Here is a 20,996-nt window from a genome sequence, read left to right on the forward strand (position 1 = left end):
GAAAGGCGCGCAGTGTAGCGCCGCTCACCGGGCCTCGCCAGCGTGGGGCAGCAGCAGGACCTTGACCGAGTCCATGGAATCGGCCACCCGGATGGCGCTCTCCCACTCCGACAGCGCATAGCGGTGGGTGACGATGCCCTCGGAGGTGACCAGCCCGCGCGCCAGCAGGTCGATGGCGATGGGGTAGCAATGGGCGCTGAGGTGGGCGCCGCGCAGGTCCAGTTCCTTTTCCTCGCCGATGATGGACCAGTCCACCGTGGTCTCGCGCCCGAAGACGCTGAACTCCACGAAGCGGCCGAGCTTGCGCACCAGGTCCAGCCCCTGCGTCACGCCCGAGGGCGCGCCCGTGGTCTCTATGTACACATCGCAGCCATAGCCGTCGGTCAGTGCGTGCACGATGGCACGGGCATCCTCGCGCGCGGGGTTGATGGTCACGTCGGCGCCGCAGCGGCGTGCCAGCGCCAGGCGCTGGTCCGACAGGTCCATGACCACCAGCCGGCGCGGCGTCTTCAGGCGCGCCACCTGGGCCATGAGCAGGCCCAGCGTGCCCGCGCCAGCGATGACCACCACATCATCGAGCTGGATGTCGCCGCGGTTGACGGCATGGATGGCGCAGGACAGCGGCTCGGTGATGGCCGCATCCTCGAAGGCCACGCTCTCGGGAATCCGGTGCACCACGGCGCGGGCGGACAGGCGCATGTACTCGGCCATGCCGCCATCGGCCACCTGGCCCTGGAAGCCGTAGACGTCGTGCACCTCGCACATCCAGCGAAAGCCGGTCCTGCAATAGCGGCAGGCATGGCAGGGCACGATCTGCTCGGCGATCACCCGGTCACCCAGCTGCACGCCGTGGTGCTCCTGCGCGCCCTCGCCCACCTGCACCACATGGCCCCAGAACTCGTGGCCCGCGATCACCGGCGGGCGCACATAGGCGGGGCGGCCTTTTTCCGGATCTCCCCAAAAGCGCGGCGCGCCAGCCCAGCATTTGCAGTCGCCCGCGCAAATGCCGCAGGAAGCCACGCGGATGACCAGCTCGCGCGGCCCGGCCTGCGGACGTGCGACGCGTTCGAGCCGGTAATCCCTGGGGCCGTGGCAGACCACGGCCAGCATGTTCGTATCGGCGGCGTCAGGCAGGGTGTTTTGCATGGAACTCTCCCGGGTTGCAGGTTGTGGACAGGACGTGGGCGCAGCGCTTCATGCCCTGCGGCGTGAACTGTCGAGCAGCACGGCGCCGACGATGATCACGCCCTTGATCAGCTGCTGGTAGTACGAGGACACGCCCAGCAGGTTCAGCCCGTTGTTGATCACGCCGATGAGCAGGGCGCCGACGACCGTGCCGCCCAGGCTGCCCGTGCCGCCCGACAGGCTGGTGCCGCCGATCACCACGGCCGCGATGGCGTCCAGCTCGTAGGACACGCCGGCCTGCGGCAGCGCCGCCGTGGTGCGCGACGCCAGCAAAATGCCGGCCAGCCCCGCGAGCAGGCCGCTGACCACATAGACCAGCAGCACGATGGCGCGGGTGTTGATGCCACTGGTCTTGGCGCTGCGCAGGTTGCCGCCCACGGCGTAGATATAGCGGCCATACACGGTGTAGCGCAGCACGAAGGCGAACACCGCGACGGCAACGGCAAAGATCACGATGGGCATGGGCACGGGTCCCAGCTGGCCGGCGCCGATGGCAAGAAAGCCGTCGGGCAGCTCGGACACCGGCATGCCGTCGTTGTAGATGTAGGTCAGGCCACGCGCCGCACTGAGCATGCCCAGCGTGGCCACGAAGGGCGGCACCGCGAACCAGGCCACCAGCAGGCCGTTGACGCCGCCCAGCAGCATGCCCACGCCCAGCCCGGCGCCCACGCTCACCGCCAGCCCCTGGCCATCGGCCGCCAGCCAGGCGCCGACCATGCCGGCCAGCGCCAGGATGGCGCCCACCGACAGGTCGATGCCCGCCGTCAGCACCACGCACGTCATGCCGATGGCCAGGATGCCGTTGATGGAGGTCTGGCGCAGGATGTCGGCCCAGTTGCCCCAGGTCATGAAATGGGGGTTGGCCAGCGCCAGCGCCGCGCACAGTGCAACCAGCGCGATGACCACGCCGTAGCGCTCGCGCAGGCTGCGCAGGTCCAGCGCGCGCCGCCCCAAGAGCGGCGGCGAAGATGCGGCTTGAAGATTCGTCATGGAGGACTCCCGCGTTGATGGAAGAAAGGCGTGGGGCCGGCAGGCCGCTCACTGGATGGAGTAGCCCCCGTCGATGACGATGTTCTCGCCCGTCAGCATGCCGGCGTGCGTACCGGCCAGGAACACGGCCAGCCGCGCCACCTCCTCGGGCTGCGCAAAGCGGCCCGTGGGGATGAGTGCCCGCATGGCCTCCCCCACCTGCCCGGCCCAGGCCTTGCGGCCCAGCGGCGTGTCCACCACGGTCGGCGAGATGGCGTTGACGGTAATGCCGTCCGTCGCCCACTCCAGCGCCAGCACGCGCGTCAGCCCCACCAGGCCCGCCTTGCTGGCGCAATAGGCGGCATGGCGCCGGAGCGCGACCACGCTGGCCTGCGAGGCCAGGTTGATGATGCGGCCGTGGCGCTGGCGGCGCATGGCCGGGGCCACCGCCTGGGCCAGCAGCAGCGGCGCCGTGAGGTTGACCGCCAGCGTGCGCTCCCACGCCGCCTCGCTGATTTCGCCGGCCGGCTCCAGCAGCGCCACGCCGGCGCTGTTGACCAGGATGTCGATGCGGCCCGTGGCCTCCAGCACCGTGGCCACCGCCTGCTCCACGCCCTCGGGCCTGGTCACATCCACCGCCAGCGCCAGGTGGCGCCGGGGCTCCGCCAGGCTGGCAGCGGCCACGTCCAGTGCCTGCCGCTCCAGGTCCACCAGAACGACACGCGCACCGCCTTGGGCGAGCTGCCGGGCAATCGCCAGGCCGATGCCGCCCGCGCCGCCGGTGACCAGGGCCGTGCGGCCGTCGAAGTCCCGCTCCAGGCCGGCGGCGCTCATTTGCGCACCTTCTGCAAGAAGGCGTCGGCATTGGCGGGCACGATGGCGGTCCAGGGCACCTCGTAGGATTTGGCCGTGCCATCGCCCCAGGGCATGGCCTGGGCATACTCGCTCCATACCACCGAGCGCGGCCGGTAGGACGGGCCGACTAGCTGGCGCAGCAGCACATCCAGCGCGCCCTGCGCCTGGGCCTGGGCATCCTGGAAATTGGTGGTCATCTCGCCGCGCTTGACGGCCGTGATGGCGGCGGCCACACCGTCCACACCCACCACCGGGATGGTCTTGATATCGATGCCCTTGGTCTTGATGGCCTGCACCGCGCCCAGGGCCTCGTCGTCGTTCTGGGCGATCACGCCCTGGATCTGGCCCGGGAATGCGGTCAGCCAGTTCTCCATCAGTCCCATGGACTCGGCACGCGACCAGTTGGCGGTCTTGCGCGCCAGCACCTTCACGTCCTTGTGGCGGGCCAGCACCTCGTCATTGCCGCGCGCCCGCTCGATCTGTGCCGACTGGCCTATGGGCCCCTCGATGACGACGATATTGCCCTTGCCGCCGATGGCCTTCATCAATGCCTCGGCCTGCATGCGGCCGGCCACCACATCGTCATTGCCCACGTAGGAGGTCAGCACATCGCCCTGCACGCGCGTGTTGGAGCCCACCACGGGAATGCCGGCCTTCACCGCCTTGTGCACGGGCGCCGCGCCCGCCTTCAGGTCGATGGGCACGAAGAGGATGCCGTCGTACTTCTGCGTGATCATGGTGTCGAACTGGTTGCTCTGCGTCAGCGCGTCGTAGTTGCCGTCGAACACGGTGATCTGCACCGTGCCGTCCTTCACGGCCGGATGCGCCTTCAGCTCCTTGGTCCACATCTGCATGAACTCGCCCTTGAGCCCATAGACGGCCGCGCCTATGCGGTAGGGCTTGGCCGGTGCGTGTACTGGTGCTGGTGCCGACAGCGGGGCCGGAGCCTGGGCCCGGACCTGCGCTGCGGCCAGGAACAGCCCACCGGCAAGCGCGGCGGCAAGCACGGTGGTGAAGCGGAAAAACGGCATGGTCATGTCTCCTGTGTGTTGTGAAAGGCAAGGGGAAAAACGCTGCATGGGCATCGCCCGGGCTCAGGAAGCGAGGTGCATCAGCGCCTCCTGCGTGATGCCGTGGCCGGCCACCACGCGGTCAAGCCGGCCTTTGCGGAAGATGGCAATGCGGTCGCTCAGCTCCAGCAGTTCCGGCGCCTCGGACGACACCACCACCACGGCATGGCCCTGCGCGGCCAGCGAGGCCAGAAAGGCGTACACCTCGCGCTTGGCGCCTTCGTCGATGCCGCGCGTGGGCTCGTCGCACAGCAGGCAGACGGGATTGGTGGCCATGCAACGGGCCAGCACCACCTTCTGCTGGTTGCCGCCGCTCAGGCCCGAGACCGGCATGGCCGGGCTGGCCAGCTTCACGCGCAGGCGCTGCAGCAGGCCGCCCACCAGCACGCGCTCTGCCGCGCCATCCACCACCCCGGCGCGCTGCAGGCCTGGCAGTGCGGGCAAGCTGGCGTTGAAGCGCACCGAGGAACTGATCACCAGCCCCGTGGCCTTGCGGTCCTCGGTCACCAGGGCCAGGCCCGCCTTGATCGACGCCGCCGGATTGCCGCGCGGCAGGGGCCGTCCGCCCAGGCTCGCCTGCCCCTGGTCGGCGCGCGTGAGGCCGTACAGGCAGTTGAGGAATTCGCTGCGGCCCGATCCCATCAGTCCGTAGATGCCCAGCACCTCGCCGGGGGCGACGTCCAGGCTGATGTCCTCGAACTCGCCCCGGCGCGTGAGCCCCTGCACCGACAGCAGCGGCTCGCCCGGCGCCGCAGCCCTGCGCTCGCTGGCAGCAGCGCGGACTTCCCGGCCCACGATGAGCTTCACCAACTGCCGCCGGTCGATATCGGCCAGCGCGCCGGTCTGCACGAAGCCGCCATCGCGGAACACCGTGTAGCTGTCGGCAATGGTGAAGATCTCCGTCAGGCGGTGCGACACGTAGAGGATGCCGGCGCCCTGCGCGGTCACGCGGCGTATCGCGTCGAAGAGGATGGCGGTCTCGCTTTCGCCAATGGCCGAGGTGGGCTCGTCCATGATGATCAGCTCGCTTTGCCGGCTCAGGGCCTTGGCAATCTCCACCAGCTGGGTCTGCGCCAGGCTCAGGCGGCCCATCTGCGCACGCGGATCGATATCGAAGCCCAGCTGCCTGAGCAGCGCATCCGCCTGCTCCAGCAGCGCGGTATGGCGGACCACCATTCCGGCGCGCCGGGGCTCGCGGCCCAGGAAGATGTTCTCGGCCACGCTCATGCCCGGGATGGGCGACAGCTCCTGCGTGATGATGGACAGGCGGTGCGCCAGCGCCTCGTGCGGCGTGGCGAAATCCACCGGCCGGCCCTTGAGCAATATCTCGCCGGCATCGCGCCGCAACAGGCCCATCACGATGTTCAGGAAGGTGGATTTGCCTGCGCCATTGCCGCCGCACAGCGCGTGCACGCTGCCGGCCTGCAGCTCAAGGCAGCCGTTGCGCAGCGCAGGCACGCCGCCAAAGCTCTTGGCCACGCCGCGCGCCTGCAGCAGTGCGGTGCCGGTGCTGGTGCCGGTGTCCATGGTCACGCGCCCTGCCCGCGCCCGGCCGCGGCGGCCTGCGAGCGTTCGAAGCCGGTGATGGCATCCACCTTCAGGGCCGAGCTGCCGCCATCGAAGCGCGATGCGAGGAAGCGGTCCACGATGGCCTTGGCCAGCTCCACCCCGATCACGCGCGAGCCCAGCGTGATGATCTGCGCGTCGTTGCTGCGGCTGGCGCGCTCGGCCGAATAGGTGTCATGGGCCTGCGCGGCGCGGATGCCCGCCACCTTGTTGGCCGCAATGGCCATGCCTATGCCCGTGCCGCACAGGAGAACGCCGCGCTCATGGCGGCCCTGGACGATGGCCTGCGCCACCGCGATGCCGATGTCGGGGTAGAGCACCGGCTCGCCGTCGTGCGTGCCGAAGTCGGCCACTTCGTGGCCCTGGGCCAGCAGATGCTGCTTCACGGCGTTCTTGAGGTCGCAGGCGGCTTCGTCGCAGCCGATGGCCAGCTTCATGGCATCCCCTTCATTACAAAAGACCATCACATGATCATTTGATCAATGTTTTACCAGAGTCTTCTCAATAGAAGAGCAGTTGTCAAACAACGATAGCTATGTGAACCGGCAAAATGAATACGTAAACCGTTGAATTTTCTACGAAATTCATCAAATCCTATCGTTTTCCCTTGGCTATTGAATAGCCAAAAGGCATTGACATGCCAATTTCAACAAATCAAAAATGACCACTCAATGATCATATGAACAGTCTTCGGCACACCCGCCGGGACTGCACCTGGAGGAGACAACGGCATGACGACCAACCGCGTGATCAACGACCCCGACCGGGTGGTGGAGGACATGCTCCAGGGATGGATCGCCGCCCATGGCGACACCCTGCGCATCGACGAAGGCAACCCCCGCGTCGTGCGCCTGCATGGCGCGCCACGCAGGGGCAAGGTGGGCATCGTGACGGGCGGCGGGTCGGGACACGAACCGGCCTTTCTGGGCTATGTGGGCGCAGGCCTGTGCGACGCCGCCGCCGTGGGCGAGGTCTTCTCGTCCCCCACGGCCAGAAGCTTCTACGACGCCATGCGCGCGGCCGATGGCGGCGCCGGCGTGGCCTGCCTGTATGGCAACTACGCAGGCGACAACATGAATGTGGCCATGGCCGTGCAGATGGCGACAGCCGAAGGCATGGCGGTCAGGACCGTGGTGGCCAACGACGACGTGCCTTCTGCCACGCGGGGCGACGAGGCCAGCCGCCGCGGCGTGGCCGGCGAGATCCTGATGTGGAAGGTGGCGGGCGCCCGGGCAGCCATGGGCGCCAGCCTCGACGAAGTGATCGCCCTCGCCCGGCACGCCATGGCCCGCACGCGCAGCATCGGCATCGGCCTGTCGGCATGCACCATTCCCGCCGTGGGCAAGGCCAATTTCCATATCGAGCGCGGCAGCATGGAGGTGGGCATAGGCCACCATGGCGAGCCCGGCATGTCCGTGCACCGCACGGCCACGGCGGCCGATATGGCCGAGCGCATGCTGGACACCCTGCTGCCCGACCTACCCTTCTCCCCGGGCGACCGCGTGGCCGTGCTGCTGTCCGGCCTGGGCGCCACGCCGCTGATGGAGCAGTACATCCTCTATGGCGAGGTCGCCCGGCGCCTGCAAGAACGCGGCATTCATGTGGCCTTCCGGCTGGTGGGCAATCTCTTCACCTCGCTGGAGATGATGGGCATCACACTCACGCTGATGCAGCTGGACGACGAGCTGCTGGCCTGCCTCGAGGCGCCCTGCCAGTCGGTCGCCCTGACCCTGGCCGGCGGGCTGCCGTCCCAGCCGCAGGACGCCATTCCAACGCCGCCCTCTGCTCCGGCACGGACGTCGGCACAGGCCCAGGAACAGGCACAAACCGCCCGCCCCCAAGCCGCAAGGCGCACCAGCCAAGGGCCGGCCATCGCGCTCGATGGCGCGGGCAGCATCGTGCGTGAACTGATCACGGCCATCGTCGGCCACCGGGAGTTCCTGAGCGAGATCGACGGCCTGATCGGCGATGGCGATCACGGCATCAACATGGCCAAGGGCTTTTCCGGCTGCGGCGCACGGCTCGATGCCATGGACGCCGGCCAGGCGGCGCAGCTGCCTGCGGCGCTGCAGCAGCTGTCCCAGGCCTTGATGGACGATATCGGCGGCTCCATGGGCCCGCTGTACGGCAGCTTCTTCCAGGGCTTTGCCGATGTTCTTGGGCCGGAGCAGGAGATGGATGCCGCCCTGTTCGGCCAGGCGCTGGCGCGGGCCGTCGCCGATGTGCAGGAGATGGGCAAGGCCCGGGTGGGCGACAAAACCCTCATCGACACGCTGGCCCCGGCCCTGCAGGCCTACCGGCAATCGCTGCAGGCCGGCGCCGGTTTCCGCGAGGCGCTGCAGGCCATGGAGGCCGCGGCCGAGGCAGGGAAGGAATCCACGCGCCACCTGCAGGCCCGCATCGGGCGCTCGGCCCGGCTGGGGCCGCGCTCCATCGGCGTGCTGGACGCGGGCGCCACGTCCTGCTGGCTGATTCTGAGCACCCTGGCGCAGTCGCTGCAGCGGCGACTGGCGCAAGCCTCAGCCTAGGGCTCAGCGCCTGCGGGCAGCGCCGCGCACCAGCAGCACCAAGACGGCCACGCTCATGATGGCGAAGCAGATGAAGGACCAGTTGGCGATGGAGCCGCCCAGGAAGCTCCAGTCCACGGCAACGCAGTCACCCGAGCCACGGAAGATCATGGGCACGGCACGGCTGATGGAGTAGTTCTCGATCATTCCGTAGAAGTCGCGGCCGCAGGTGGCGAACTCGGGCGGATACCACTGCAGCCAGCTCTGGCGCGCGGCGACGAAGGCGCCAAAGCCTGCGGCGACCAGCGCCGCGATGCCCCAACCCATCAGCCAGCCGCGCCCGCCGCGTGCGCTGCCCAGGCCCGCGAAGATGGCCACGCCGATCAGCGCGTAGCGCTGCACGATGCACATCGGGCAGGGCTCCAGCCCGACCACATGCTGCAGATACATGCCGAAGGCCAGCATGGCCACGCAGGCCAGGCTGATGAGCGCCAGGATGCGGCGCGGAGCGTTGTCAAACCATTGAAGCATTCTTGTCTTTCGTCACCCGGTTGAATGAAATCAGGGCTGCGGCGCCGGCCCGGCGCTGCAGCCCTGTTCAGCGGGTGCAGGAAACCGTTGCCGCGCCGTCAGATGCCAGCCGCCTCGTCCAGGAACACCTTGGCGCGGCGCGGTGTCACCACCAGGGTTTCCCCCTCGCGCAGCGCCATGTCCCTGAACTGCTGCGCAGGAATCTGCGCCTCGATCAGGCCACCCTCTTCGGCATTGTCCGTGCTTTCGGTGCTCTCCGATGGAATAAGTTCCAGGCGCGCAATGGGCCCCACGACGATGGCGCGGGCCAGCTGCACGACGATGCCCGTGGGCCGTCCCTGGACGTCCAGGTTCTGTCCTGGCGAGTAGCGCTCCACCTCCAGATCATGCGGGCGCACATAGGCGAAGGCCTTGCTGTCGCTGGCGCCCTTGGCGTCGTGGCTGTCCAGCTGGGTGCCGTCATCCAGGTAGACGCGGCCATCGCTGGCTCGGCCCTTGAAGAGGTTGACGTCGCCCAGGAAGCCGTAGACGAAGGGCGTGGCCGGGTTGTCCCAGACCTGCTGGGGCGTGCCTTCCTGCTCGATGCGGCCCTGGTTGATGACGACCACGCGGTCGGCCACTTCCAGTGCCTCTTCCTGGTCGTGGGTCACGAAGATGGAGGTCACATGCAGCTCGTCATGCAGGTGGCGCAACCAGCGGCGCAGCTCCTTGCGCACCTTGGCATCCAAGGCGCCGAAGGGCTCGTCAAGCAGCAGCACCTTGGGCTCCACCGCCAGGGCGCGGGCCAGCGCGATGCGCTGGCGCTGGCCACCCGACAGCTGGGACGGAAAGCGGTCCGCGATCCAGTCCAGCTGCACCAGCTTGAGCAGGCTCATCACCTTGTCGCGGATCTGGGCTTCGCTGGGGCGCTGGCTGCGGGGCTTCACGCGCAGGCCGAAGGCCACGTTCTCGAACACCGTCATGTGGCGGAACAGCGCGTAGTGCTGGAACACGAATCCCACGTTGCGCTCGCGCACATGGACGTCGGTCGTGTCCTCGCCGCTGAAGTGGATGCTGCCCACGTCGGGCGTCTCCAGGCCCGCGATGATGCGCAGCAGCGTGGTCTTGCCGCAGCCCGAGGGGCCGAGCAGCGCGATGAGTTCGCCGGACTGGATGTCCAGGCTCACATCGCGCAGGGCCTGGAAATCGCCGAACTGCTTGCTGACGTTGCGTATTTCAATGCTCATGGTCTTGCTCTTGCTCTTTTCTGGTCGGGGCGGGCCTCAGGACACCTGCGGCACACGGGATGCCTGGGAAGCCGGCGTGGGGCGCTCGGGAGGCAGCTCGGCTGCGGCCTTGGCCTGGTGCTCGGCACGCCACTCGGCCACCGACTTGATGACCAGGGTCACCAGGGCCAGCAAAGCCAGCAGCGATGCGGCAGCGAATGCGGCAACGGACTGGTACTCGTTGTAGAGGATCTCCACATGCAGCGGAATGGTGTTGGTCTGGCCACGGATGTGGCCCGAGACCACCGACACCGCTCCGAACTCGCCCATGGCACGCGCATTGCACAGGATCACGCCGTACAGCAGGCCCCACTTGATGTTGGGCACGGTGACCTTCCAGAAGGTCTGCCAGCCCGTGGCGCCCAGCACGATGGCGGCCTGCTCCTCGTCGCTGCCCTGCGCCTGCATCAGCGGGATCAGCTCGCGCGCGATGAAGGGGAAGGTCACGAAGATGGTGGCCAGCACGATGCCGGGCACGGCGAAGATGATCTTGATGTCATGCTCGGCCAGCCAGGGGCCGAACCAGCCGTGGGCGCCGAACACCAGCACGTACATCAGGCCCGCCACCACGGGCGAGATCGAGAACGGCAGGTCGATCAGCGTGATCAGAAAGGCCTTGCCCCGGAACTGGAACTTGGCAATGCACCAGGCCGCCGCCACGCCGAACACCAGGTTCACCGGCACGGCGATCAGCGCCGTGATCAGCGTCAGCTTGATGGCTGACCAGGCATCGGGCTCCTGCAGGCCGGCGACATAGGCATCCCAGCCCTTGCGCAGCGCCTCGGTGAACACGGCCGCCAGTGGCAGCACCAGGAACAGGCCGATGAAGGTCAGCGCAATGCCCGTGAGAATCCAGCGCACAGCGCGCGGCTCGGTGGTGGAGAGCTTTTCACGCCGGCCCTTCGGGGGCGCCGTGAGCCTGTACAGCACCAGCACGGCGACCAGCACCGCGCCAATGATCTTGAGAAGCAATGCTTCCTGTGGAGACAACGCCATCTCAAGCCCCTCCCGAATGCTTGCGCTGCCATGCCTGCAGCGCGTTGATGACCAGCAGCATCACGAAGGAGAACAGCAGCATCACCACAGCCACGGCCGTGGCGCCTGCGTAGTCGTATTGCTCCAGCTTGCCGATGATGATCAGCGGTGTGATCTCGGAAATCATGGGCATGTTGCCCGCGATGAAGATGACCGAGCCGTACTCGCCGATGGCGCGCGCGAAGGCCATGGCAAAGCCCGTGAGCAGCGCGGGCGTGATGGCCGGCAGGATCACCTTGTAGAAGATCTGCCAGCGCGAGGCGCCCAGGCTGGTGGCGGCCTCCTCCAGCTCCTTCTCCGAATCCTCCAGCACAGGCTGCACCGTGCGCACGACAAAGGGCAGGCCGATGAAGATCAGCGCAATCACCACGCCGTTCGGATTGAAGGCCAGCTGGATGCCGTAGGGCTCCAGGTACTGGCCCACCCAGCCATTGCCGGCCAGCAAGGCGGTCAGCGAAATGCCGGCCACGGCCGTGGGCAGGGCAAAGGGCAGATCGACGAGCGCATCGACGATCTTCTTGCCCGGGAACTTGTAGCGCACCAGCACCCAGGCGATCAGCAGGCCGAACACCAGGTTCACGCAGGCCGCCGCGAACGAGGCGCCAAACGTCAGCCGGTACGAGGCCAGCACGCGCGGCGAGGCCACGGCCTCCCAGAACTGGGGCCAGGTGAGCGAGAAGGTCTTGAACAGCAGTGCCGACAGCGGGATCAGCACGATCAGGCTCAGATAAAACAGCGTATAGCCCAAGGTCAGCCCGAAGCCGGGCAAAACGCGCTTGGCGCCGCGCCCCTTGCGCGCCGCACCGGACGGTGCGGGCACAGGAGCGTCGGCGCCAGGCCTTGGGCTGGTCGGAACGGCAGACACCATGTTGGATTCCAAATCAGCCAGTGTGGGGAGGGGCCTCAGGCGGACTTCGCCGCCTTCATGCCTGCTTGCGTGCTTACTTGCCGGGGACGTAGATCTTGTCGAACTGTCCGCCGTCGTTGAAGTGCACCTTCTGGGCTTCGGACAGCGAGCCGAAGTACTTGGCCACGGTGAACTGCTTGATGGGCTTGAACACGTCGGCGTGCTTCTTGAGCACGGCCTCGGAGCGGGGGCGCAGCGCGTGCTGTGCGGCGATTTCCTGGGCTTCGTCGGAGTACAGCCAGGCCAGGTAGTCGTGCGCCAGCTGGCCCGTGCCCTTCTTGGCCACGGTGCGCTCGACCACGGCCACGGGGTTCTCGGCCACGATGGACACCGAGGGATGGACGGCATCGACCTTGCCCTTGCCGAATTCGCGCTCCACGGAAACCACTTCGGACTCGAACGTGATCAGCACGTCGCCGATGTTGCGTTGCAGGAAGATGCTGGTCGCATCGCGACCGCCCTTGCCCAGCACGGGCACGTTCTTGTAGAGCTGCTGCACGAACTCGGCCGCCTGCGCATCGGTGCCGCCCTTCTCGCGCACCGAACCCCAGGCCGCCAGGTAGGCGTAGCGGCCATTGCCGCCCGTCTTGGGATTGACCACCACGACCTTCACGTCGGGACGGGTCAGATCGCTCCAGTCCTTGATGTTCTTGGGGTTGCCGTTGCGCACCAGGAACAGCATGGTCGAGGTGGTGGGCGATGCGTCATTGGGGAATTTCTTGGCCCAGTCCTTGGCGACCACGCCGCTGTCGGCCAGGAACTGCACGTCGGTCGTGGTGTTGAAGGTCACCACATCGGCAGCCAGGCCGTCGTTGACGGCGCGCGCCTGGGCGCTGGAGCCGCCGTGCGACTGGTCCACCTTGATGTCCACGCCCTTGGTCTTCTTGTAGTGGGCGACGAAGGCGGCGTTGTAGTCCTTGTAGAACTCGCGCGCCACGTCGTAGGAGACGTTGAGCAGCTGGTTCTGCGCCGATACGGTTCCTGCGGCGGCCAGCGCCAGGGTGGCCAACAAAGTCTTGAGCTTCAAAGAATGCATGGTTCGCTGCCTTTTATTAGTGGACATCTCTGCGGTGGATTCACAGACAGTCACATTGTGCGAACGCTGGCTTAAAACTCAAAAGAATATATTTTTGTTTGTTAATGGCCTGCTTCCATATAAGAAGCCTGGCCCACCGTCTTCGCCAGCCGCCACCTCACAGCCCGGCGGCCCAGGGGGCGCCCGCGCCTGCCGGCACCGCTGCCCGTGCACCGGCAACGCGCGGCGCACGCACGGCAGGCCGGGGTTGCGCGGGCTGCCAGCTGTCGCCCTGCATCAACGACTGCAGCAGCGCCAGGCCCAGGGGCCAGTCGCCGAAACCCGATTCGACATTGATGTGCCCCGCGTTCTGCAGCCGCACGAACTCGCTTCCCCAGGCCCGCGCATAGGCGCCGGCCCGGCGGATCGGACAGTAGGGATCGTTGCTGCTGGCCACCAGCACGCTGCGGTAGGGCAGCGGCGCATAGGGCACGGGCGCAAAGTCGGCCAGCTGGGCACGGCGCTCGGGATCGGCCGGCGCCACCAGCAGCGCACCCTGCACGCGGGCGCTGGCCTCGGGCCCCATGTGCGCGGCCGTGATGCAGCCCAGGCTGTGGGCGGCCAGCACCACGGGCTCGGGCCGGGACAGCACCAGTTGCTCCAGCGCGGCCACCCAGGGATCGCGGTGCGGCACGAGCCAGTCGTCCTGCTCCACCCGCTCGGCATGCGGCAGCTGCTGTGCCCACAGGCTTTGCCAGTGGTCAGGGCCGGAGTTGCGCCAGCCGGGCACGATGATGATGCGGTGGGGATTCATGGGTTCTCCTGGACTGTCCATTGCTGGACATGGGCCCCGATTGTGGAGAACGCCGCCGACGATCCCAACGAACGATTTGTTGTTTTCTTATGGCATGGCGGGGTGCAGCCTCAGCGCGCCACCGGCTCGCGCGTGGCGTGGCTGTTGCGCCCCGGCACGGTCTCTCCCAGGAAGTCCAGGAAATGCCGCACGGCCGGCGCCAGGCCGCGCCGCGAGGGGAAGACCGCATGCACGATGCCCTGCGGCGGCTCCCAGCCCGGCAGCAGATGGACCAGCCGGCCTTCGGCCAGTTCCTCATGGCACATGTAGTCGGGCAGCCAGCACATGCCGCTGCCGGCCAGCGCCGCGAATTTCAGCGTCAGCAGGTCATCCACCACATAGCGCGGCTGCAGCTGCAGGCGTTGCTCGCGGCCTTCGGGGCCGACCAGCAGCAGGCTGGACTGGCCATCCACCGCCGACATGGACATGCTGTCCAGGTGCTGCAGGTCGGCCAGTGCACGCGGCGTGCCCTGGCGCTCCAGCAGCTCCGGGCTGGCAACGAGGATCTGGCGCGCCACATCCAGCCGCTTGACGACCATGGAGCCGCTGTCCTCCAGACTGGGGCGCACGCGCAGCGCCACGTCGATGCCCTCCTCCACCAGGTTCACGGGCCGGTTGGTCACCTGCATTTCCACATGCACCAGCGGGCAGCGCTGCAGGAACTGGGGCATGAGCTCGCCCAGCACGGTCTGGGCCAGGGTGACGGGGCAGCTCACGCGGATGGTGCCGCGCGGCTCGGTCTGCACCTCGGCCACGGTGTCGGCGGCGGCCAGGGCCGCATCGCGCATGGCCTGGCAATGGCGCAGATAGGCCTCGCCCACCTGGGTCAGCGAGAGCTTGCGCGTGGTGCGCTGCAGCAGGCGCACTCCGAGCCGGGCCTCCAGTTCGGCCACGCGCCGCGACAGCCTGGACTTGGGTATGCCCAGCGCCCGCCCGGCAGAGGCGAAGCCGCCGCGCTCCACGACCTCGGCGAAGTACAGCATGTCGTTGAGATCCATCATGTCGCTCGTCCCTCCCTGTGCTCATTGGCTGCAAATTCAGGACAATCTATCGCAATTTCTGCGGCTTATCAAAGACTCTGTCCAAATTCACAATTGATCCCATCGTCGGCCCTACAAGCTTTCCCGAATGGCCGATCCCAACCGCGATCCCAACCGACATCCCAGGAGCTTTTTCATGCAAGTTCTGCACATCGACTCTTCCATCACCGGCGCCGCTTCGGTGTCCCGCCAGCTGACCGCCCAGACCGTGGCCGCCCTGGTGGCCGCCAATCCCGGCGCCAAGGTCGAATACCTGGATCTGGCCGTGAACGCCCCCGACCACCTGAACGCAGTGTCCATGGGCTTTCGCACCGGCCAGGCCGCCACGACGGAAGCCGAGCGCGCACAGAACGCCATCTCCGAAGCCCTGGTGAGCCAGTTCCTGGCGGCCGATGTGGTCGTGGTCGGCGCTCCGTTCTACAACTTCACCATCTCCAGCCAGCTCAAGGCCTGGATCGACCGCATCGCCCAGGGCGGCCGCACCTTCCGCTACACCGCAGCCGGCCCCGAAGGCCTGGCCAAGGGCAAGAAGGTCATCGTGGCCTCCACGCGCGGCGGTGTGTACTCCACCAGCGAAATGGGCCAGGCCCTGGAGCACCAGGAAAGCTACCTGAAGACGGTGTTCGGCTTCCTGGGCATCACCGATGTGAGCATCGTGCGCGCAGAAGGCGTGGCCATGGGCGATGAGTCCAAGGCCAAGGCCCTGGAATCGGCCCGCAACGACATCGTGCGTGCAGCGGCTGCCGCCAATCAGGAAGCGGCCATCGCCGCCTGAGCTCGGTCTTGCGCATAAAAAAGCGCAGGCACCCTGACCGGGGCGCCTGCGCTTTTTGCTGGCCGCCGAGCCTGGCAGCCGTCGCAATCAGCGCACCAGCGGACTGGTGCGAACGACGGCGTACGCGCCGGCGATCAACAAGCGGTCCTGGCGGTCGAAAGCAATGGCTTTGACGTGCAGCAGCTTGCCAGGCAGCGGCCCCAGCTCGTATGCCAGGGGTGCGCTGTCCACACGTCCTGCCACGATGCTGAGCTGCCCGCTATCCGAAAGTTTTTGGACCAGGGTGCTGCGGTTGCTGGTCACAACGTAGATGCCATTCCTGCTGTCCAGGGCCATGGAAGTCACGTTGTCATCCAGCCTAGCCAGCGTTTGGCCTGTCGTGTAGTTGAGGATTTCTCCACCACGGGCCACCAGCAGTTGCCCATTGCTGGCGACGGCGAGCGCGTTGAAACCTTCGCCTGGCAACGTGGTGACCTCACCATCGGCCGTGACCTGGCGCAGCCTGTTCCCATCCAGCACGAACAGCCGGCCATCGGGCGTACGTCGCATGGCATGGGGGCCGGAAAAAATCGCTGCAGCGCCAACGCCATCCTTAGGGCCGCTTGAATTGGGCCCACCACCGGCCAGCGCCCGCACTGCGCCCGATGCCTGCTGCACCCAGACTCCCATGCCATTGCGGGGCATGCCTCCACTGAAGACAGCGCACTCTGCACAGGTCAGGCCATCCGCAACAAAGACCTCGCCACTGCCACCTGCTGCAATAGCGCGCGGATACAGATAGTTGCGGGGCTCGCCCCAGTCGCGGTCACCCCCTGTGGAGAAGGTGGACACCACACCTTCCCCCGCAATCCGGCGAATGCGAGAGCGCTCGGGTGTGGGGCAAGGCGGCTGCGGTGATACAGGCGGATAAACATCTTCCGACACATAAATGTCGCCAAGCGGCGAAAGGGCGAGATCGGTGATTCTCGAAAACCGCGCCTGCGCGCCCACGCCGTTGACCTGACCACAGTGGTCCTGAGCCAGTGCGTCGGGCTTGCTTGCAAGCGAACCCGCCAGCAGCGACATCTGCACAGGCGCCGGCTGCGGCTCGACAACTGAGCCATTGCCATCGCCTCCCCCACCGCCGCACGCCGCCAATACGGTCACCAATGCCACGCTCAGCGCGGCGCCCCTGCACAGATTTTTCCAGCCCTTTTTTTGCATCTTGTCTCGCCCTTATGGATGAATGCCGTCATGAACGTCACGCCAGCAGTCTAGTGGGCGTTACCAAACAAAACAGGTATCCGCTTTTTCCGCTTCTTTGAAAAATCCAATGCCTGCCTGGCCTTGCACGACACACGAAGCTGTTAGGCTGAACCATCACCGCCATATTCGCGGCTTTGTCCGACACGAACCGTCTGTATTTCAGAAAGTCGGCGGACCTGCCGATATCCAGGCAGCCTCATTGCATTCACTGCCTTCCATCCATGCCAGCCACAAGTCCCCGCCCCCATGTCCGGCCCCGCGGCCCTGTCCATGCCCGCCCTCCGTCCGATGAAAACCTGGTGATCACGGTGATCGCCGTGTCCCTGCTGGCCATCACCGTGGTGGGCATTGGCGTCTACCAGTTCCTGCAGTACCAGCGCGAGCAGGATCAGGAGCAGCTCAATTCCCGCGTGTACCGCAGCTATGTGCGCAACACCGACGAGGCACCTGCGCCCGAGGAGCCCGAGCAGCCCGCCGCAGCGCCCACCCCCGCCAAGCCCAGCCAGCAGCAGCTGAACCAGGAAATGACGCGCAAGCTGCTGGCCCATCCCGGCGTGACGCCCGGTGCCGGCTTTTCGGCGCCCGGTGTCAAGTCGACCGGCGTGGTGATCATCGATGCCATCGACCAGGCCCAGGCGCGCGAGAAGGCATCGTCCGCCGCGCGCCCTGCTGCGGCGATTGCCAACCCGTCTCCCGCTTCCTGACGCTGCCTGAGCTCTGCGCTCGCAGGCCCCCCAACGCAAAAGCCCGGCATTGCCGGGCATTTGCGTCTTGAGCGGCCTTGCCGCACCGCTCACTGGTGCTTGCGCGCCCAGGCCGCGAACTTCTGCACGAAGCCGTTCACGAAGTCGCGGCTGCCGGCGCCAATGGAGCCGTCTTCGGCAAACAGGCCGTCCTTGGCCTGGATGAAGATTTCGGGCTGGGCCAGCGTGGGCATGTCCAGGTAGGCCAGCACATTGCGCAGGTGCTGCTGCGCCAGCGCCGTGCCGATGGCACCCACGGAGACGCCGGCCACGGCAGCGGGCTTGCCGGCCCAGACGCTCTTGCCGTAGGGGCGCGAGCCCTGGTCCAGCGCGTTCTTGAGCACGCCGGGAATCGAGCGGTTGTACTCGGGTGTCAGGAACAGCACGGCCTGAGCCGACTGGATCTGGGCGCGGAACTGCTTGACCACGTCCGCCTCATTGCCGTCATGGTCCTGGTTGTACAGCGGCAGTGCATCGATGGCGACCTGCTCGAAGACCAGGCCTTCGGGTGCCAGGCGCGCAATGGCGTCGGCAAATTTGCGGTTGAAGGAATCCTTGCGCAGGCTGCCCACGATGACAGCGACCTTGATCTGGCTCATGCATTGCTCCTGGAGGAAGTGGCGAAAAACGGGTGGGAGGCGTACCTCCCGCAGGCAGCCATTATGTAGCTGCCTGCACGGCGCTTACTGTAGGAAAGTGGGCTTGGCATAGCCCTGGAACTTGCTGTCCACCACGGCCTTGAACTCCGCTGAACGGTAGACCTCGGCCAGGTCCTTGGCCCATGCCGCGCCCTGGTCCTTCTTCTTGATGGCCACGACGTTCAGGTAGTGGTCGGGGGTCTTTTCCAGCGAGACGGCCTCGGTCAGCTTCAGGCCCGAGGAAATGGCGAAGTTGCCGTTGATGATGGCGTATTCGGTATCGCCCAGCGAGCGCGGCAGCTGCGCGGCTTCCAGCGGGATGAACTTGAGCTTGCGCGGGTTCTCGGCCAGGTCCTTTTCGGACACGCGCAGCGGGTCGATGCCGGGCTTGGCCTTGATCAGGCCGGCCTGCTCCAGCAGCACCAGCGCGCGAGCCAGGTTGCTCGGGTCGTTGGGCAGGGTCACGCGGTCGCCTTCCTTGGCCTCGGCCAGGGTCTTGCGGGTCTTGGAATACACGCCCAGGGGGGCAATGGGGCCTTGCACCAGTTCCACCAGGTCCAGCTTCTGGTCGGCCGCGAACTTCTGCAGGTAGACACGGTGCTGGAAGAAGTTGGCATCCAGCGAGCCCTGGGCCAGCGCCAGGTTGGGCTGCACGTAGTCGTTGAACTCCACCAGCTTGACCTGGTAGCCCTTCTTTTGCAGCAGCGGCACGATGCCCTGCTTGAGCTGGTCGATGTTGGAGCCTGCCGTGCCGCCGATCACCAGCTGCTTCTTGTCGGCCTGGGCATGGGCGGGCAGCGCCAGCACGCTGACGGCGGCAAGGGCGGCGGCCGAGGCCAGCAGGTGGCGGCGCACGAAGGAAAGGGATGCGGTCATGTCGGAATCCTTTTTTTGGGAGGGAGCGGGAAGAAAGAAGAAAGCGGGTCTGGACAGCGCACTCAGCCGCGCTTGTCCAGGCGGCGGGCCGCCGTGTTGCCCACGAACTGGATGACCTGGACCATGGCCACGAGGATGGTCACGGTGAGCACCATCACATCGGTCTGGAAGCGGTAGTAGCCGTAGCGGATGGCCAGATCGCCAATGCCACCGCCGCCCACCACGCCGGCAATGGCCGAGTACGACAGAAAGCTCACGGCCAGCACGGTCAGCGCCAGCACCAGGCCCGAACGCGCCTCGACGATGAGCACGCGCCAGACGATCTGCAGCTCCGAGGCGCCCATGGCGTGCGCGGCCTCGATCACGCCGCGCGGCACATCGCGCAGGCACTGGTCCACCAGGCGTGCCAGGTAGGGAATGGCCGCCACGGACAGCGGCACGGCCGCAGCCAGCGGGCCGATGGAGGTGCCGGCCAGCCAGCGCGTGAAGGGCACCAGCGCGACCAGCAAGATGATGAAGGGGAAGGACCGCACGGTGTTGACCGTCCAGTTCAGCACGGCGAAGGCCGGGCGGTTGTCCAGCGACTGGCCGGGGCCCAGCAGGAACAGCAGCACGCCCAGCGGGCCACCGATCAGCACGGCGGCCGACAGGCCGATGCCCAGCATCAAAAGGGTCTGGCCCATGGCCAGCCACAGCTCGGGCAGGATTTCGACGATGTTTTCAGACATGGGAATGCGGAAGCTAAAAGAAGAGGAAAACGGGACCGGGCGAAAGCCCGTCAGTGCTCGGAGCCGCCCACGGCGCGCAGCACCACGGGGCGGGTGGCGCCGCGCTCGCGCAGGGCCTTGTCGGCGCGCTCCACGCGCAGGGCCTCGAGTTCGCTGCCCAGCAGCGTGGCGCGCTGCGGCGCCTCGTAGGCACGACCCTGCGGCAGGGCGGGCAGCGTGAAGCGTTCGGCCACCTGGCCCTGTTCGATGATGGCCACTTCACTGCACAGCGCATCGACCACGGCCAGCTCGTGCGTGACGATGACGATGGTCACGCCCAGGCGGCTGTTGATGTCCGCCAGCGTAGCCAGGATGGAGCGCGTGGTCTCGCTGTCCAGCGCCGAGGTGGGCTCGTCGCACAGCAGCACCTGCGGGCGCGGCGCCAGGGCGCGCGCAATCGCCACGCGCTGCTTCTGACCTCCGGACAACTGGGCCGGATAGCTGCCGGCCTTGTCGGCCAGGCCCACGATGTCCAGGCATTCGCGCACACGCTGCTCGATCTGGGCGCGCGAGTGGCCGCCATGGATGCGCAGCGGAAAGGCCACGTTCTCGAACACGCTGGCGTTCTGCAGCAGGTTGAACTGCTGAAAAATCATGCCGATGTTCTGGCGCGCCTCGCGCAGCGCGCGGCGGCCCAGATCGGTCAGGCGCTGGCCTGCCACCACCACCTCGCCGCTGTCGGGGCGCTCCAGCAGGTTGATCAGGCGCAGCAGCGTTGACTTGCCCGCACCGCTCTTGCCGATCAGGCCGAAGACCGTGCCCTGGCCAATGTCCAACGACACCGAACGCACGGCATCGAAGTGCTTGCCATCGGCTGTTACAAATTTCTTTTGCAGGTCGCGCAGGCGGATCAGCGCGTTTTCCGGGGCGAAATCGGCGGTCTGGACGGTCATGGAGTCTCGGTTCGGCAGTGAAAACGGTCCTGGGATCGGCAACGGCAGCCTTTGCACCGCCATCTCCAGGCAATGGCGCGCAATTTCCGGGCCCTGTGCTGCGCAGTTGGACGCAGTTGCAAGCCGATGGGCATGCGTTGTCTTGCGTCGTCGCCAAGCACAGGCGAATCCCCAGGATCTGCCGTCATTAGTGTTCTAACGAGTGTGTTGCAAAACGTTGTTCAAACAAAAGAATAAAAAATACGGTGCTTATATCGATTG

General features: G+C 66.9%; 21 protein-coding genes. 3 read left to right on the forward strand and 18 right to left on the reverse strand.

The features are described 5' to 3' along the window. Positions 1–24: 24 nt before the first annotated feature. The 6 genes from ACF8NF_RS09025 to rpiB all read right to left on the reverse strand — a co-directional run bounded on the left by ACF8NF_RS09025 (position 25) and on the right by rpiB (position 6,082). Positions 25–1,146: an erythritol/L-threitol dehydrogenase gene (locus ACF8NF_RS09025; protein ID WP_012206378.1), complete on the reverse strand. Its 1,122-nt coding sequence runs from the start codon at positions 1,144–1,146 to the stop codon at positions 25–27. 48 nt (positions 1,147–1,194) lie between these two features. Continuing rightward, positions 1,195–2,175 (reverse strand): ABC transporter permease, encoded by a 981-nt coding sequence (locus tag ACF8NF_RS09030; RefSeq protein WP_016448253.1) that lies wholly within the window; start codon positions 2,173–2,175, stop codon positions 1,195–1,197. A gap of 48 nt (positions 2,176–2,223) precedes the next feature. Further along, positions 2,224–2,988, reverse strand: coding sequence for a GolD/DthD family dehydrogenase (locus ACF8NF_RS09035; protein WP_209802807.1), 765 nt, complete (start codon positions 2,986–2,988; stop codon positions 2,224–2,226). After that, complete coding sequence (locus tag ACF8NF_RS09040) at positions 2,985–4,040, reverse strand: substrate-binding domain-containing protein (RefSeq protein WP_392450473.1); 1,056 nt, start codon at positions 4,038–4,040, stop codon at positions 2,985–2,987. The genes ACF8NF_RS09035 and ACF8NF_RS09040 overlap by 4 nt, the downstream gene beginning before the upstream one ends. A 63-nt stretch (positions 4,041–4,103) precedes the next feature. Then, positions 4,104–5,606 carry a sugar ABC transporter ATP-binding protein gene (locus ACF8NF_RS09045; protein ID WP_392450474.1) on the reverse strand — a complete coding sequence of 501 codons (1,503 nt, stop codon included), beginning with the start codon at positions 5,604–5,606 and terminating at the stop codon, positions 4,104–4,106. A gap of 2 nt (positions 5,607–5,608) precedes the next feature. Continuing rightward, the gene (gene rpiB / locus ACF8NF_RS09050) at positions 5,609–6,082 is read right to left on the reverse strand and encodes a ribose 5-phosphate isomerase B (RefSeq protein ID WP_012206383.1); all 474 of its coding nucleotides are present in this window, start codon (positions 6,080–6,082) and stop codon (positions 5,609–5,611) included. Positions 6,083–6,376: 294 nt separating this feature from the next. Between rpiB and dhaL the strand changes: the two genes are divergently transcribed. Further along, entirely contained in the window at positions 6,377–8,173 is a 1,797-nt protein-coding gene (dhaL, locus tag ACF8NF_RS09055) for a dihydroxyacetone kinase subunit DhaL (RefSeq protein WP_392450475.1), read from the forward strand. A 3-nt stretch (positions 8,174–8,176) separates the two neighbouring features. Here dhaL and ACF8NF_RS09060 read toward each other — a convergent pair whose 3' ends face one another. From ACF8NF_RS09060 to ACF8NF_RS09090, 7 genes are all read right to left on the reverse strand, one after another. Then, positions 8,177–8,683, reverse strand: coding sequence for a disulfide bond formation protein B (locus ACF8NF_RS09060; RefSeq protein WP_016453280.1), 507 nt, complete (start codon positions 8,681–8,683; stop codon positions 8,177–8,179). 98 nt (positions 8,684–8,781) lie between these two features. After that, complete coding sequence (locus tag ACF8NF_RS09065) at positions 8,782–9,909, reverse strand: sulfate/molybdate ABC transporter ATP-binding protein (RefSeq protein WP_016448258.1); 1,128 nt, start codon at positions 9,907–9,909, stop codon at positions 8,782–8,784. Positions 9,910–9,945: 36 nt separating this feature from the next. After that, positions 9,946–10,944, reverse strand: coding sequence for a sulfate ABC transporter permease subunit CysW (gene cysW / locus ACF8NF_RS09070; protein ID WP_016453281.1), 999 nt, complete (start codon positions 10,942–10,944; stop codon positions 9,946–9,948). Position 10,945: 1 nt separating this feature from the next. Beyond that, positions 10,946–11,851 carry a sulfate ABC transporter permease subunit CysT gene (cysT, locus tag ACF8NF_RS09075; protein ID WP_013801696.1) on the reverse strand — a complete coding sequence of 302 codons (906 nt, stop codon included), beginning with the start codon at positions 11,849–11,851 and terminating at the stop codon, positions 10,946–10,948. Between the two features lie 73 nt (positions 11,852–11,924). Beyond that, positions 11,925–12,926 carry a sulfate ABC transporter substrate-binding protein gene (locus ACF8NF_RS09080; RefSeq protein WP_026062880.1) on the reverse strand — a complete coding sequence of 334 codons (1,002 nt, stop codon included), beginning with the start codon at positions 12,924–12,926 and terminating at the stop codon, positions 11,925–11,927. A gap of 157 nt (positions 12,927–13,083) precedes the next feature. Beyond that, the gene (locus tag ACF8NF_RS09085; protein ID WP_016448261.1) at positions 13,084–13,719 is read right to left on the reverse strand and encodes an alpha/beta hydrolase; all 636 of its coding nucleotides are present in this window, start codon (positions 13,717–13,719) and stop codon (positions 13,084–13,086) included. Between the two features lie 110 nt (positions 13,720–13,829). Next, entirely contained in the window at positions 13,830–14,759 is a 930-nt protein-coding gene (locus ACF8NF_RS09090) for a LysR family transcriptional regulator (RefSeq protein ID WP_016448262.1), read from the reverse strand. Between the two features lie 175 nt (positions 14,760–14,934). Between ACF8NF_RS09090 and ACF8NF_RS09095 the strand changes: the two genes are divergently transcribed. Continuing rightward, on the forward strand, positions 14,935–15,573 hold the full coding sequence (locus tag ACF8NF_RS09095) for an FMN-dependent NADH-azoreductase (RefSeq protein WP_016448263.1): 639 nt from the start codon (positions 14,935–14,937) through the stop codon (positions 15,571–15,573). An 87-nt stretch (positions 15,574–15,660) separates the two neighbouring features. Here ACF8NF_RS09095 and ACF8NF_RS09100 read toward each other — a convergent pair whose 3' ends face one another. Beyond that, positions 15,661–16,776: a hypothetical protein gene (locus ACF8NF_RS09100; protein ID WP_026062879.1), complete on the reverse strand. Its 1,116-nt coding sequence runs from the start codon at positions 16,774–16,776 to the stop codon at positions 15,661–15,663. A 341-nt stretch (positions 16,777–17,117) separates the two neighbouring features. Here ACF8NF_RS09100 and ACF8NF_RS09105 point away from each other — a divergent pair, with 341 nt between their 5' ends. After that, entirely contained in the window at positions 17,118–17,522 is a 405-nt protein-coding gene (locus ACF8NF_RS09105; RefSeq protein ID WP_227472554.1) for a hypothetical protein, read from the forward strand. Between the two features lie 89 nt (positions 17,523–17,611). Here the strand turns inward: ACF8NF_RS09105 and ACF8NF_RS09110 are convergent, their stop codons facing one another. From ACF8NF_RS09110 to ACF8NF_RS09125, 4 genes are all read right to left on the reverse strand, one after another. Further along, positions 17,612–18,160 (reverse strand): NADPH-dependent FMN reductase, encoded by a 549-nt coding sequence (locus ACF8NF_RS09110; RefSeq protein ID WP_016453285.1) that lies wholly within the window; start codon positions 18,158–18,160, stop codon positions 17,612–17,614. Positions 18,161–18,244: 84 nt separating this feature from the next. After that, positions 18,245–19,075: a MetQ/NlpA family ABC transporter substrate-binding protein gene (locus tag ACF8NF_RS09115; protein ID WP_017407338.1), complete on the reverse strand. Its 831-nt coding sequence runs from the start codon at positions 19,073–19,075 to the stop codon at positions 18,245–18,247. 62 nt (positions 19,076–19,137) lie between these two features. Then, a complete protein-coding gene (locus tag ACF8NF_RS09120; RefSeq protein WP_012206396.1) occupies positions 19,138–19,803 on the reverse strand; it encodes a methionine ABC transporter permease in 666 nt (221 codons plus the stop codon). Between the two features lie 50 nt (positions 19,804–19,853). Continuing rightward, positions 19,854–20,735: a methionine ABC transporter ATP-binding protein gene (locus tag ACF8NF_RS09125; protein WP_016448267.1), complete on the reverse strand. Its 882-nt coding sequence runs from the start codon at positions 20,733–20,735 to the stop codon at positions 19,854–19,856. Positions 20,736–20,996: the final 261 nt, after the last annotated feature.

Source organism: Delftia sp. WSY_22, assembly GCF_043104185.1.
Lineage (GTDB): Bacteria > Pseudomonadota > Gammaproteobacteria > Burkholderiales > Burkholderiaceae_C > Comamonas > Comamonas tsuruhatensis.